This is a genomic window from Pandoraea sp. CB10b_02 (assembly GCF_002216225.1).
Classification (GTDB): Bacteria; Pseudomonadota; Gammaproteobacteria; order Burkholderiales; family Burkholderiaceae; genus Pandoraea; species Pandoraea nosoerga.
Genome location: NZ_NJGW02000012.1, coordinates 124,694 through 138,317, shown reverse-complemented (window position 1 = coordinate 138,317; position 13,624 = coordinate 124,694). Strand labels below are relative to the sequence as shown.

The following is a 13,624-nucleotide window of genomic DNA, read 5'->3' as shown; positions in this document are numbered from 1 at the left end:
CAGCGATCTCATGTCGGTTGCTTGCATGAATCCGAGTTGAGGGTGGTGCAGAAAATTTCAAGTGCGCAAGGGCCGGATCAATAGCGGCGCGTATGCCATCGGTGTCGACGGATCGGGAACGATCGGCGCGTTGATCAATTCTGGCCTGATTTCTGGCTCGGCCGTGGCCATCTTCAATGTTGGCTCCATCGCCGGATCGTTGTTCACCACGATCACCAACACTGGAGTTATTGCCGGCTCGATCTCAAACCACAGCATCAGTGACATGACCATCAGCGGCGGCACTTCGATATTCGGCACGCTGACCGGATATGGCGGCAGCCCTGGCACGCCGGACCCCGTTGGTCTGATCGACAGCCGAGCCAGCAATCTGACGCTCTCAGGCAATTTGCTGCTTAACGACAATGTCATGACCGGAACGCTGGTCAATACTGCCGGGGTCCTTCAGGTCAATAACCCGATCACCATCACCGGCAACTACAACCAGCATTCGGATGCCACCTTACTTATCGGGGTGTCGAATGGTGCGAGCGCCAATGGCCTGACGACCGACACCGGCTATGGCAGGTTGGTCGTCTCCGGCAATGCGACGATCGATCCCGGCGCGAGCGTCCAGTTGACCAGCACCGGCACCGGCGCCACATATGGCTTCGCTCCGGGACAACGGTTCGTGGTGATGCAGGCGCCGACGGCGGCCACCGTGAATTACAACGCCGGTTCGCTCAACTACGGCATTCGTGGTGCCCGCTATGCGGTGACTGGGGCAGAGGTCAGAGATGCGGCGACCGGCACCGACAATCTGGTCGTCACCGTTGGTGAGGAACTTCCGGACCCGACGGCACCAACCGACCCCGGGACCGGCACCACACCGTCGAATCCCCCACAAACCTCAACGCCCAACCCGCCCGCCGCCCCGGCACCGATCCGGCCAACCATGCGCAACGCCGTCGCTTCGTTTGGCGGCCTGCAAAGCTACACCGGGATCAGCGATCCAGGGCTGCTCGGTCTCTACAACGCCTCGCTTGCCATTGGCAGCGTGAGCGAAGCGAATCGCGCCGGATCGCAGCTTTCGCCAGCGCAGCAACTCGCTGCATCGCGAGCCGCGGCTGCACCGACGCTCAACGCGCTGGCGCTCACTGGCGCCCGTGCCGATGCGTTGCGGCTGGCGCAATCCGGCCACAGCGGCGTTGCCACCGGTGATGGCGGACCGAGGTTCGGCGTGTGGGGGCAAGCGTTCGGCGGGCACGTCAGCCAGGGCATGGTCGACGACATCTCCGGCTACAGCGCGAACTATGGCGGCCTGATGCTCGGTGTCGACCGGGCGATTGGCGACAAATGGCTCGCGGGCGGCGCATTCTCATTCAGTCACACGAAAATCAACGGTTCGGACGACAACTCGGGCAGTTCAACGCAGGTCAACGGCTATGGCTTGCTCGCTTACGCCAGTTATCTTGGGTCACCGTGGTATGTGAATCTGTCGGGCGGTATCGTGCAACAGCGCTACAACACCACGCGCGTGGTCGACTTCACGGGATTCTCCGGCGCGGCGAGTGGCGCGTTCTCGGGACAGCAATATGTTGCGCGCACCGAGTTCGGGTACCCACTGGCGCTGGGCAGCAGCACGCTCACGCCGCTCGCGAGCCTGACCTATAGCTACTTGCATCAAGGCAGCTATACGGAGACCGGCGGCAATGGGGCTGCGCTATCTATCGGCACCTCGCACGCGAGCTCTTTGCGCAGTGCATTGGGCGCACGACTGGAACGCGCATTTGCGACACGCTACGGCGACATCGTGCCGTTCGCACAAGCGCAATGGATTCACGAATTCGTGAATTCGCGTGCCGTCACTGGCGCGAGCTATGCAGGCGACTTTACGGGCGAGACGGCGTTCACGGCGGTGGGGCCGTCGCCGGTGCGCGACCTCGCTGACCTCACGCTAGGTGCGACGCTCGTGCGCAGCAGCAACCTGTCGCTCACCGCGCGTTACGAGCTACAGGTCGGCTCGCGCTTCGTTTCGCAAACGGCGAGCCTGCGACTGCAACAACGCTTTTGAGAATGGCGCCGTGACAAACGGCGCAGGAACGGTGCAGCAAAAGAAAAAGCCCTGACAAGTCAGGGCTTTTGAATTTTGGAGGCGGGAGTCGGAATCGAACCGGCGTACACGGCTTTGCAGGCCGCTGCATAACCACTCTGCCATCCCGCCATCGGGATATGCCGCATTGTAACCACTCGCTGTTGCCATCAAGGGCGCCCTTCGGATCGATCGCCGTGGGCTCTTCGGCAAATAAAAAGGGAAGCCAGGCTTCCCTCTGGATTTGGAGCGGGAGACGAGTCTCGAACTCGCGACCTCAACCTTGGCAAGGTTGCGCTCTACCAACTGAGCTACTCCCGCATGACACCGAACACCAAGGAATCACTCACTCAATGTCCAGCGCGAAACTGGAGCGGGAGACGAGTCTCGAACTCGCGACCTCAACCTTGGCAAGGTTGCGCTCTACCAACTGAGCTACTCCCGCATTTTCATGCGTACTGCCTATCCAACCACTTCTTAAAACTTCGCTGCCGGGCTAGTGCCGTAGCAGCGAGAAGGAGATTATGTCCAAACCACGATTCAGTGTCAAGCACCTGCACCGAAAATTTGTGAAGATTTTTCTCCCTCACCGCGTAATTCCCGCGCCTTCAGGGACTTACGCTCACATCTTGCCCGCGCCTCTTTCTCGAATCTGCGGCCACGCGCGGCGCAGATAATACAACATCGACCACAACGTGAGCACCGCCGCCACGTAAATCAGCCACGTGCCCCAGAAGCGCGAGTCGAAACGCAGCCCATTCCACACCAGCGTGCCGTTGAACAGCAACAGCGGAATCGCGACCATCTGCGCAGCCGTCTTGATCTTGCCCAACTGATGCACCGCCACGCTGCGCGACGCGCCAATCTGCGCCATCCATTCGCGCAACGCCGAAATCGTGATCTCCCGACCGATGATGATCAACGCCACCAACGCGTTGATCCGGCCCATCTGCAGCAGCATCAGCAGCGCCGCGGCGACCATCAGCTTGTCCGCCACCGGGTCCAGGAATGCGCCGAACGCCGACGTCTGGTTCCAGCGCCGCGCCAGAAAGCCGTCGAACCAGTCCGTGAGCGCGGCCAGCACGAAGATCGCGCAAGCCACCCAGTTCATTTCCTCCGTCGACAGCCAGGTCGCCGGCAGATAGTAGACGCCGACCACCAGCGGAATCAGCACGATCCGAAGCCAGGTCAGAAAAATGGGGACGTTGAAAGGCATGGCAGCATGAGTTCGGCAAACGGCAGTCGACACACGGCGCCCTCGGCAGCCGTACCAGACCCGCATTGTGCCGTGTATGCCCCGCAGCGACAAGGCCGATGCGCCGGTGCCGCTGTTGACATGTGCGCCAGTGTGCCCCTATCTTGCTCGCAACCACCCGCCATTAGCGCCGATCTCGTGAAACTGCCCTGGCCCCTGCCCGTACTCCGGCGACCGCTGCTGCCCCCGCACGCGCTCATCGCGGGACTCGTGGGGCTCAACGGCATGCTGCTCGTCGCGTCCGTGCTGTTGCGCGTGCCCGGCGCCGTCCTTCTCGACCTCTTCCTGCGCGGCGATCTCCACGCACTGGAGCGCATCGAGGCCCGCCATTTGCCGCGCCTGCTCTTCGGGTTGAACGCCATCGAGCGCATCGACTTCTCTCACCTGCCGCGCGCCCTCGTCGGCGTGTCCCTCGTCGCCCTCGCCTGCGGTCTCGTCATTCGCGCGCGCACTGCCTGGGCGTTCTCGCTTGTCATGCTCGCGCTGGCCGCCATCATCAACTTTCACCTGAACATCCGCTTCGACCTGACGTTCGCCCTCTCGCTCGTGTGTCTCGCGCTGCTGCTCTGGTACTGGCGCGAGTTCGATCGCGCGAGCTTCGCGGCCGCCACGCTGTACACGCTCGTGGCAGTCTTCGCACTGCTCGTCTATTCGACGTTCGGCACGCTCTATCTCGGACGCGAATTCGCGCCCCCCGTCACCGATCTGGCCACCGCCTTCTACTTCGCCATCGTCACCATGACGACCGTCGGCTACGGTGACATCGTGCCGCACACGACCGATGCGCGGCTTTTCACGGCGTCGGTCATCGTCTTCGGGATCAGCGTGTTCGCGACGTCGCTCACCGTCGTCATCGGCCCGCTCGTCGGTGGCAATCTCAAGAAAATTCTCGCGGGGAGGTTCACTCACGTGATTCGCAGAGACCACTTCATCGTGGCAGGCGCGTCGCCGCTCGCCATCAACGTACACCATGAGCTCACCCGGCGCGGACGACCCGTCACGGTGATCATCGCCACCGGCGTGGACAGCCCGTTCCCCGAGGACGCCGACGTCATGCACGGCGACGCGAGCGACAACACGGTGCTCATGCACGCCGGCATCGAACGCGCGAAGGCGGTGCTCGCCCTGCGCGCGGACGACTCGGAGAACGCGTTCATCGTGCTCGCCGCCAAGGAGATCGCGCCGAACGTGCGCACCATCGCATCGGTCAACGACAGCAAGCATCTGAGCAAGCTCAAGCGCGTGCAGCCGGACATGATCTTCGCGCCGCCGGTCGTGGGCGGAGAACTGCTGGCGCGCACGCTCTCGGGCGAGACGGTCGACAACGACACGGTGATGCGGCTCCTGTTCCACGGCGATACCTGAGCCGTGCGACGCGGCACGCCGCAATGCGCCGGGCGGCCGCTCAGTGCAACTGGCGATAGATCTGCTCGGCCAGCGTCGTCGAGATGCCCTCGACGCTCGCCAGTTCGTCCACGCTCGCCGATGCCACGCCCTGCAAACCCCCGAAGCGCATGAGCAGGCGTTGACGCCGCTTCGCCCCGATCCCCTCAATCTCTTCCAGACGTGACGTCTGACGCGCCTTGGCCCGCTTGGCGCGCATGCCGGTGATCGCGAAGCGGTGCGCTTCGTCGCGGATCTGGGCGATGAGCATCAGCACCGCGCTCTCGCGGCCGAGTTCCAGCGGCGGACGCCCATCGGCAAAGATCAGCGTCTCGAGCCCGACCTTGCGCCCTTCGCCCTTGGCCACGCCGACGAGCCGCCCGATGTCGATGCCGAGCTCCACGAAAACCTGGCGCGCCACCTCCACCTGTCCCTTGCCGCCGTCGATCAGTACCAGTTGTGGGAGGTTCGCCTCAACGTCCGATGCACCCGATGCCTCCGGCGCGCACGGCTGCGCGGACGCACCGGCCGCGTCGAGGGCCTGCGCCCCGGTGAACTCGCCGCCCGCCCCCTCGCTGTCCGGCAGCACCGCGGTCTCGGCTTCGGCGCGTGCCACGTCGGCCGCGACGGACGACGGATCGGCCGCATCGCCGAGCGTGTTCGCCGCCGCTTCCATCAGACGGCCGTAGCGCCGCGTGAGCACCTGACGCATGGCCGCATAGTCATCGCCCGGCGTAATGCCGGTGATGTTGTACCGACGGTACTCGCTCGTCTGCATCTTGTGATGGTGAAACACGACACAGGAGGCCTGCGTTGCCTCACCCTGCGTATGGCTGATGTCGAAACACTCCACGCGCAACTGCGCGGGGTCGTCGATGTCGAGCCCGATCGTCTGCACCAGCTCGCGTGTGCGCGCCTGCTGGCTGCCCTGCTCCGTGAGCAGGCGCGTGAGCGCAAGCCGTGCGCCCTGCTGCGCCATGTCGAGCCATGCGCGGCGCTGGCCCTGCGGCTGGCGCACCATCGCAATGCGGCGCCCCGCCTGCTCGGACAGCGCGGCGAGCAGTTCGTCGTTCGGCAACGGGTGGCTCACGACGAGCACCGGCGGCACCGGCTGGCCCAGATAGTGCTGCGCGACGAACGCCTCGAGCAGACGCGACTCGAGCGATGCCGCCGGCGTATCCGACGGCATCGCCTGGGCGATGTCCGCTTCATTGCCCGCTTCATTGCCCACTTCATTGCCCGCTTCATTGCCCACTTCCGCGACGGATGCATCCGGGGCCGGCATCTCCTCGTCGTCCTCGAACTCGTCGGCAATGCCACCCTCCACACCGCGCTCCACGTGCGCCGGGAAGTACGCCTTGTCGCCCAGGTGGCGGCCGCCGCGCACCATCGCAAGATTCACGCATGCACGGCCGCCGGCATAGGCCACGGCAAGGATGTCGGCGTCGACGTCGCCCGCCGTCTCGACGGACTGCTGCTGAAGCACGCCGGACAGCGCCTGCATCTGGTTGCGAACCGCCGCCGCCTGCTCGAACTGCAACGCTTCGGCATACGCCATCATCTTGCTTTCGAGCGCGCTGAGCACTTCGTTCTGGCGTCCGGAGAGGAAGGCCGCCGCGTTGCTGACGTCGCGCGCATAATCCTCGTGCGCAATCGCGCCGACGCACGGCGCGCTGCAGCGCTCGATCTGATGCAGCAGACATGGGCGCGTGCGGTTCGCAAAGACGGAATCCTCGCAGGTGCGCAACTGGAACACCTTCTGCAGGATCTGGATGCTCTCGCGAACCGCCCAGGCGCTCGGGAACGGCCCGAAATACTGGCCGCGCCGGTCCACCGAGCCGCGGTAGTACGCCATGCGCGGGTATCTGTGCTGCGTGAGTTTCAGGAACGGATAGGACTTGTCGTCGCGAAACAGGATGTTGTAACGCGGATGCAGCGCCTTGATCAGGTTGTTCTCGAGCAGCAACGCCTCGGTTTCCGAGCGCGTCACGGTCGTTTCGAGCCTGGCGATGCGCGCCACCATCAGCGCAATGCGCGGCGAGAGCTGCGTCTTGTTGAAATAACTCGAGACGCGCTTCTTGAGATTGCGCGCCTTGCCGACGTACAGCACGTTGCCTGCGGCGTCGTAGTAGCGATACACGCCCGGCAGATTCGGCAGTTGCGCCAGTACCTTGCGGGCGTCGAACACCGGCGCATCGTTGGCTTGCGACGATGCGGACTCGGCAGCGGGCGCGCCGCCTTCACCAGCAGCGGCGGATTTCGCTTTGCGGGGCTTGCGCGCAGGGGTGACGTCGTGGGCGTCTTCGGTCATGAACTCTGAAATTCGGTGCGTCCCGCGATCGATGGGCGATCGACGGGGGCGATCGTGGGGGCGATCGACGGTGTTCGTCGGGCTCGCCGGCGCGGCCGCCCGGCGCCATCATCGCGCGTCGCAGGGACTAAAATCCAAAGTTTAGACCAATCCGCGTCACCGCTTCTCAATGTCCCTGTCCGCCGCGCGCCCCTCGTTACCCTCGTTGCCCTCATCCACCACGGCGGCTCCCGCCGCGCGGCCCCTCGTGCCGCGTTGCGACCTGTTCTGCACCGTCGTCGACAATTTCGGCGACATCGGCGTGTGCTGGCGCCTCGCCCGCCAGCTCGTGCGCGAACACGGCTGGTCGGTGCGGCTATGGGTCGACGATCTCGCGAGCTTCCGGTATCTGCGCCCCGACATCGATCCGGCGCTGGCGCGTCAGCGCTGCGACGGCGTCGATGTACGGCGCTGGGACGCCGACCTGGGAGCCCCGGGCGCGGCGCAAGCCACGTCGGGGACGGCCGCCGACGACAACACGCCCGGCGACGTCGTCATCGAGGCATTCGCCTGCAACATTCCCGACGCCTACGTCCACGCGATGCACGCACGCAAGCTCGCCGGCAACCCGCCCGTCTGGATCAATCTCGAGTACCTCAGCGCGGAAGACTGGGTCGACGACTGCCATTTGATGAAATCGACGCACCCGCAACTGGGCCTCGTCAAGACGTTCTTCTTCCCCGGTTTCACCGTGCGCACCGGCGGCCTTGCGCGCGAGCGGGAATTGCTCTCGCGCCGCGACGCCTTTCTGTCCTCGCCGGCCCTGCGCGACGCCTGGTGGCAGCGCACCCTCGGCCTGCCCACCGCGCCGCGCGACGCGCTCGTCGTCTCGCTCTTCGCCTACGAAAACGAAGCGCTGCCGGCGCTGTTCGGGCAGTGGGCCGCGAGCCGGACGCCGATCGTCTGTCTCGTACCGCAAGGCCGCATCGCGCCGGCCGCCGGGGCATGGTTCGGACGCGAGGCGCTCGCCCCCGGCGAATCGGCGAATCGAGGCGCGCTGACGGCTTACGGACTGCCGTTCGTGCCCCAGGCCGACTTCGACACGCTCCTGTGGGCCTGCGACGTGAATTTCGTGCGCGGCGAGGACTCGTTCGTGCGCGCCCAGTGGGCGGCGAAGCCCTTCGTGTGGCACATCTACCCGCAGGCGGAGAACGCCCATCACATCAAACTGGACGCCTTTCTGGCGCGCTATCTGGGCGAAACGGCATGCGGCGCGCCCGAGACCGGGCCGGAGGCCGAGCCGCTGCCCCACGCCGCGCGCGAGGCGCTGCGCACCTTCTGGCATCTGTGGAACGGCTACGCCAGCACGGCGCCCGACTGGCCCGCGCTGGCCGCCCGCCTGCCCGAGCTGAACCACCACGCACGCGCCTGGGCGGACCGGCAGACGGCGCTGCCGGACCTCGCGCGACAACTGGCGAGCTTCGTGGAAAATCAGGTAAAATAGCTGGTTCTTCAACGCTTTGCTGCTGAACCTGCTGCCCCGGACCCTTCCAGGCGGATGCGGGAATCAAGCGGCGAATGGGCGTATGGAAGCGCTCAACAAGCGGCAAATCGCTTATTTCGTCACAGGATCTCGTTTTTTTATGAAAACCGCTCAAGAACTCCGCGTCGGCAACGTCGTCATGATCGACGGTGAGCCCAATGTCGTGCTGAAGACCGAATACGTCAAGTCGGGCCGCAACTCCAGCGTCGTGAAGATGAAGTACAAGAAGCTTCTGTCGGAAGGCCGCGGCGAATTCGCCTACAAGGCCGACGACAAGTTCGACGTCGTCGTGCTCGACAAGAAGGAAGTGACCTACTCGTACTTCGCCGACCCGATGTACGTCTTCATGGACGCCGACTACAACCAGTACGAAGTCGAAGCCGAGAACATGGGCGACGCCATCAAGTACCTGGAAGACGGCATGCAGTGCGAAGTCGTGTTCTACAACGACAAGGCCATCTCGGTCGACCTGCCGACCTCGCTCGTGCGCGAAGTGCAGTACACGGAACCGGCCGTCAAGGGCGATACGTCGTCGGGCCGCGTGCTCAAGGCCGCCAAGATCAACGATCTGCTGGAAATCCAGGTGCCGCTGTTCGTCAACACCGGCGACAAGATCGAAATCGACACGCGCACCGACGAGTACCGCAGCCGCGTCTAAACTGCGTCCGGGCTGCGTCCAAGTTGCGTCTAAGCCGCAGCTAAGTCGCGACACGCCGCCCGATCGCCCTTGCGGCGATGCAATGCGCCGCGCTCGGGCTACGCATCAAAAAAGCGCTCTCCCTGCCGGGATGAGCGCTTTTTGTTTGCGCGGTGGCGCCTGCGTCGGGGGCCACCGGCGCGCCCGGCGTCAAGCGCCGAACGTCTGCGCGATCAACCGCTTCGCGGCCTGATATTCCGGTTGTGCGAGCATCTTCTCCCAGCCGTGCACCTTGCCGCGCCCCTTGAGATGCTTGATGCGGCGTTGCGACGCGGTGTCGGGCACCGTCTTCATTTCGCGCAGCAGGCGGTCCGCCAACTCGGGGCTGTTGCAGATCAGCACCATGTCGCAGCCGGCGTCCATTGCGGCGTGCGCCGCGCTCACCACGTCGCCTGCGGCACTCGCGCCCTGCATCGACAGATCGTCGCTGAAGATCACGCCGTCGAACGCGTACTTGCCGCGCAGGATTTCCTTGAGCCATTTCGGCGAGAAACCGGCCGGGTTCGGATCGACCTGCGGGTAGATCACGTGCGCCGGCATCACGGCCGACAGCGACATGCCGAGCCAGTCGTATGGCTGCGCGTCGACCGAGAGGATTTCGTCGAGCGAACGCTCGTCCACCGGAATCTCGTGGTGCGAATCGGCTGCGACGAAACCGTGCCCCGGAAAGTGCTTGCCGCAGTTCGCCATACCCGCGAGCAGCAGGCCGTGATTGAGGCTCTTGGCCAGCATGGCGACGACGCGCGGATCGGCGTCGAAAGCACGGTCGCCGATCACGGTCGAAGTGCCGTAGTCCAGGTCAAGCACCGGCGTGAAGCTCAGGTCGATGTCGCACGCGCGCAGCTCGGACGCGAGCACATAGCCCACCGCCGTCGCCACGCGCGTGGCCTTGAACACGTCTTCGTGCCAGAGCTTGCCGAGCTTGCCCATGGCCGGCAGGTGCGTGAAGCCGTCCGTGCGAAAGCGCTGCACACGGCCGCCCTCATGGTCGACCGCGATCAGGATGTCGTCGCGCACGTCGCGAATCTGCTTCGTGAGCGCACACAGTTGCGCGCGATCGTCGAAGTTGCGGCTAAACAGGATGACACCCCCGGTCAGCGGATGGTCGATGCGGCGAATGTCGTCCTCGCTGAGGGTCAGCCCGACGACGTCGAGCATCACCGGGCCCGGCCTGCGCTTCGTCATTACGTTTTCTCCGATGCAATGTTGCGTGAAGCGATCGCGAACGCGACCGCATAGTCTTTCTCGTCCGTGATCGAAATTTCGATGGACAACTGGCGCTCGGCCAGCCACTGCGCCAACTCCTCGGACACCACGACCATGGGTTTGCCCGACGGCGCGTTGAGCGTTTGCACCGCGCGCCAGGTCATGGGCCAGCGCATACCCAGTCCGATCGCCTTGGACACGGCCTCCTTTGCCGCGAACCGCGTGCACAGATAGGCGAGGCCGCGCACCTCGGAGCGCTTCTGACGGGCGTGATAAACCTTGAGTTCCTCCGGCCCGAGAATGCGCTGCGCGAAGCGGCCGTTCGTGCGCGACATGACGCCCACGACACGGCTGATCTGGAGAATGTCGGTGCCCACCCCGAACACTGCCGTCGCGCCATGCGCGGGCGCGCAAACAGGAATGCCGGCGGCGCGCGACGGTGTGGCGTCGGCAGGTGCGGACGTTGACGGATTGGGGTCGGTCATGTGCGGCGAGCGATTCGGTAGCGGTAGCGCTGTGACAACTGCATGGCGGCTCAGCCGCGCCCGGCCAGGCGGCTGGCGACCATGATGGCCTTCATCTCGCGCACGGCGTTCTCCCATCCCGCGAAGATCGCATGGCCGACGATGGCGTGGCCGATGTTCAACTCGGAGATGCCTTCGATCGCTGCGATCGGCTGCACGTTTTCGTAATGCAGACCATGCCCCGCGTTGACGCGCAGACCCAGCGAGACGCCGAGCGCCACCGCGCGCTCGATCCGGGCGAACTCGGCTTCGCGCGTGGCCTCGTCGTGCGCCTCGGCGTAGCGTCCCGTGTGCAGTTCCACCACCGGCGCGCCCATGCGGGCGGCCGCGCGGATCGGCGCCTCGTCCGGGTCGATGAACAGCGACACGCGGCTGCCCGCCCGCGTCAGTTGCTGCGTTGCGGCCGCCACACGATCGTACAGGCCCACGACGTCGAGCCCGCCTTCGGTCGTCAGTTCCTGACGGCGCTCGGGCACCAGGCAGACGTCATGCGGTTTGACGTTGCAGGCGATCGCCAGCATCTCATCCGTCACGGCGCACTCGAGGTTCATGCGCGTGCGCAGTTTGTCGCGCAGGTTCGTCACGTCCTCGTCGCGAATATGGCGGCGGTCTTCGCGCAGATGGAGCGTGATGACGTCCGCGCCCGCCGCTTCGGCCAACAGCGCCGCCTTGATCGGATCGGGATAGGTCGTGCCGCGCGCGTTGCGTACCGTGGCCACGTGATCGATGTTGACGCCCAGATCGATGGGGCTGCCGTGGAAGAAGAGGCTCATAGTTTTTGCAGGTCGAGCAGGATCTGCCGGGTATTGAGCGGTACGCCGCCCAGGTGGTGGTTGAGAAGAAAGCGCATGAGCAGCTTGCTTTGCTGCACGGTCTGCGCCCGCGAGTAGTCGTCTTGCTCCATGTCCAGCAGCGTTTGCCCGCTGATCACCGGCCAGTCAGCCGGTTCGTCGCCGCGCACCGGCCGCACGCCCCACTCGGGGTGGAATACGTAGCGACGCTCGGGCGCGACCTTGCCGCGGGTCTGCGTGCAACGATCGAACGCCACGGCATACCCCGTCTCGCGCAGCAGCACGCGCTCGAACGCCCGCAGGATGACACCCGCCGGCTCGCCGTGCGCGAGATGGTGCAGCGTGGTGAGATAGTGCTGGAACAACCTGTCGTGAGGATCGTCGCGCGCGCAGAACTTCACGAGCAGTTCGTTGAGGTAGAAGCCGCAAAGCAGCGCGTCGCCTTCGAGCGGACGCAGGCCGCCGACCCACTCGGCCCTGGTCAGCGTGCGCAATTCACCCTTGCCCAGCCACGCGAGCGAGAGCGGCTGGAACGTCTGCAGCACGCCGCGCAGCGCCGAGTGCGGACGCTTCGCTCCCTTGGCGACGAGCGCAATGCGCCCGTAGTCACGCGTGAGCACGTCGATGATCAGGCTGGTTTCGCGGTAGGGATAGCTGTGCAGTACGAAGCCCGGCTGCTCCGCCACGCGGCTTTGTTCGCGCTCGGCGGCCCTCGCGGGCGATGGTGCGCGACGCGCGCGCGCGGGCGAGCCTTTGGCAGTTTCGGCGGAGGCTTCGGCTTCGTGAAAAGCTTCGGAGGCCTCGTCGTCCACGGCGCGCGCCCGGGCGCTGCCGGTACGGCGGGTGCGTGCGCCCGTGCGAGGCGCACGCGGTGAGGCGGCCGATTCGGTTCGCCCGGCCTTTCTCGCTTGCCCGGCGGACGTCAGCTCGTCCGGCGCGGCAATCTCGTCGCGTGCGGTATCGAGCTCACTCGTAGCCATACGCCCGCAGGCCGGCCTCGTTGTCGGCCCAACCGCCCTTGACCTTGATCCAGACCTCCAGATACACGCGGCCGTCGAAAAGCTTTTCCATGTCGAGGCGCGCGTCGGTGGAAATCTGCTTGAGCTTGGCCCCCTTGTTGCCGATGATCATTGCCTTGTGGCTGTCGCGATCGACGAGGATCGTGGCGAAAATGCGGCGCAGATTCCCTTCCTGCTCGAACTTGTCGATGATGACGGTGCTGGTATACGGCAGTTCGTCGCCCGTCCAGCGAAACACCTTTTCACGCAGGATTTCGGCGGCGAGAAAGCGCTCGCTGCGGTCGGTCAGATCGTCCTCGCCGTAGATCGGCTCGCCTTCGAGCAGATACGGGCGCAGCACGTCTAGCAGACGCTTGATGTCTTCCGGGCGCTTGGCCGAGATCGGCACCACTTCGCGGAAATCGCGCGCTTGGCCCACCGTCTTCAGAAAAGGCAGCATCTGCGCCTTGTCGGCGATGCGGTCGAGCTTGTTGACGATCAGCAGCACCGGCGTGGTCTCGGGCAACAGCTTGAGCACCTTCTCGTCGTCCGCACCGAAGTTGCCGGCCTCGATGACGAAGAGCACGACGTCGACGCTCGCGAGCGTGGACGTCACCGCGCGATTGAGCGAACGGTTGAGCGCACTGGCGTGGCGTGTCTGGAAACCCGGTGTGTCGACGAAGATGTACTGCGCGTCTTGCGTCGTGCAAATGCCCGTGATGCGGTGGCGCGTGGTTTGGGCCTTGCGCGAGGTGATGCTGATCTTCTGACCGACGAGGGCGTTGAGCAGCGTCGACTTGCCGACGTTCGGACGCCCGACGATCGCCACGGTGCCGCAGCGAAAATCCGTCTTATCGTTCATGGTT

11 protein-coding genes and 3 tRNA genes are annotated in these 13,624 nt (G+C 65.1%); 4 read left to right on the top strand and 10 right to left on the bottom strand.

What is annotated here, in order from left to right:
- The first annotated feature begins 61 nt into the window (after positions 1-61).
- A complete protein-coding gene (locus CDN36_RS14630) occupies positions 62-2,053 on the top strand; it encodes an autotransporter family protein (RefSeq protein ID WP_287497090.1) in 1,992 nt (663 codons plus the stop codon).
- Positions 2,054-2,129: 76 nt separating this feature from the next.
- On the opposite strand, the gene CDN36_RS14625 is transcribed toward CDN36_RS14630, so the two are convergent.
- The 4 genes from CDN36_RS14625 to pgsA form a co-directional block, all read right to left on the bottom strand.
- A tRNA-Cys gene (locus tag CDN36_RS14625) sits at positions 2,130-2,203 on the bottom strand.
- 113 nt (positions 2,204-2,316) lie between these two features.
- Positions 2,317-2,392, bottom strand: a tRNA-Gly gene (locus CDN36_RS14620).
- A 48-nt stretch (positions 2,393-2,440) separates the two neighbouring features.
- Positions 2,441-2,516: transfer RNA gene (locus CDN36_RS14615), tRNA-Gly, on the bottom strand.
- Between the two features lie 177 nt (positions 2,517-2,693).
- Positions 2,694-3,287, bottom strand: coding sequence for a CDP-diacylglycerol--glycerol-3-phosphate 3-phosphatidyltransferase (gene pgsA / locus CDN36_RS14610; RefSeq protein ID WP_150554562.1), 594 nt, complete (start codon positions 3,285-3,287; stop codon positions 2,694-2,696).
- 177 nt (positions 3,288-3,464) lie between these two features.
- Here pgsA and kch point away from each other — a divergent pair, with 177 nt between their 5' ends.
- The gene (kch, locus tag CDN36_RS14605) at positions 3,465-4,691 is read left to right on the top strand and encodes a voltage-gated potassium channel protein (RefSeq protein WP_287497089.1); all 1,227 of its coding nucleotides are present in this window, start codon (positions 3,465-3,467) and stop codon (positions 4,689-4,691) included.
- A gap of 40 nt (positions 4,692-4,731) precedes the next feature.
- On the opposite strand, the gene uvrC is transcribed toward kch, so the two are convergent.
- Positions 4,732-6,897 carry an excinuclease ABC subunit UvrC gene (gene uvrC / locus CDN36_RS14600; protein ID WP_502920368.1) on the bottom strand — a complete coding sequence of 722 codons (2,166 nt, stop codon included), beginning with the start codon at positions 6,895-6,897 and terminating at the stop codon, positions 4,732-4,734.
- A gap of 328 nt (positions 6,898-7,225) precedes the next feature.
- Between uvrC and earP the strand changes: the two genes are divergently transcribed.
- Positions 7,226-8,503, top strand: a complete 1,278-nt coding sequence (earP, locus tag CDN36_RS14595; RefSeq protein ID WP_502920366.1) for an elongation factor P maturation arginine rhamnosyltransferase EarP — start codon at positions 7,226-7,228, stop codon at positions 8,501-8,503.
- A 139-nt stretch (positions 8,504-8,642) separates the two neighbouring features.
- Complete coding sequence (efp, locus tag CDN36_RS14590; protein ID WP_150554565.1) at positions 8,643-9,200, top strand: elongation factor P; 558 nt, start codon at positions 8,643-8,645, stop codon at positions 9,198-9,200.
- 189 nt (positions 9,201-9,389) lie between these two features.
- Here efp and nagZ read toward each other — a convergent pair whose 3' ends face one another.
- The 5 genes from nagZ to era are packed head-to-tail and all read right to left on the bottom strand — an operon-like array spanning position 9,390 to position 13,620.
- The gene (gene nagZ, locus CDN36_RS14585; RefSeq protein WP_150554566.1) at positions 9,390-10,424 is read right to left on the bottom strand and encodes a beta-N-acetylhexosaminidase; all 1,035 of its coding nucleotides are present in this window, start codon (positions 10,422-10,424) and stop codon (positions 9,390-9,392) included.
- Complete coding sequence (gene acpS / locus CDN36_RS14580; protein ID WP_287497086.1) at positions 10,424-10,930, bottom strand: holo-ACP synthase; 507 nt, start codon at positions 10,928-10,930, stop codon at positions 10,424-10,426. Before acpS ends, nagZ begins: the two co-directional genes overlap by 1 nt.
- 50 nt (positions 10,931-10,980) lie before the next feature.
- Positions 10,981-11,742 (bottom strand): pyridoxine 5'-phosphate synthase, encoded by a 762-nt coding sequence (gene pdxJ, locus CDN36_RS14575; protein WP_150554568.1) that lies wholly within the window; start codon positions 11,740-11,742, stop codon positions 10,981-10,983.
- On the bottom strand, positions 11,739-12,740 hold the full coding sequence (gene recO / locus CDN36_RS14570) for a DNA repair protein RecO (protein WP_287497085.1): 1,002 nt from the start codon (positions 12,738-12,740) through the stop codon (positions 11,739-11,741). The genes pdxJ and recO overlap by 4 nt, the downstream gene beginning before the upstream one ends.
- Positions 12,727-13,620 carry a GTPase Era gene (gene era / locus CDN36_RS14565; protein ID WP_287497084.1) on the bottom strand — a complete coding sequence of 298 codons (894 nt, stop codon included), beginning with the start codon at positions 13,618-13,620 and terminating at the stop codon, positions 12,727-12,729. The genes recO and era overlap by 14 nt, the downstream gene beginning before the upstream one ends.
- Positions 13,621-13,624 lie beyond the last annotated feature (4 nt).

Bases quoted from the DNA above. Each gene is read 5' to 3' on its own strand.
- pgsA (WP_150554562.1), bottom strand. From the start codon at position 3,287: ATGCCTTTCAACGTCCCCATTTTTCTGACCTGGCTTCGGATCGTGCTG.
- efp (WP_150554565.1), top strand. From the start codon at position 8,643: ATGAAAACCGCTCAAGAACTCCGCGTCGGCAACGTCGTCATGATCGAC.
- nagZ (WP_150554566.1), bottom strand. From the start codon at position 10,424: ATGACGAAGCGCAGGCCGGGCCCGGTGATGCTCGACGTCGTCGGGCTG.
- acpS (WP_287497086.1), bottom strand. From the start codon at position 10,930: ATGACCGACCCCAATCCGTCAACGTCCGCACCTGCCGACGCCACACCG.
- pdxJ (WP_150554568.1), bottom strand. From the start codon at position 11,742: ATGAGCCTCTTCTTCCACGGCAGCCCCATCGATCTGGGCGTCAACATC.
- recO (WP_287497085.1), bottom strand. From the start codon at position 12,740: ATGGCTACGAGTGAGCTCGATACCGCACGCGACGAGATTGCCGCGCCG.
- era (WP_287497084.1), bottom strand. From the start codon at position 13,620: ATGAACGATAAGACGGATTTTCGCTGCGGCACCGTGGCGATCGTCGGG.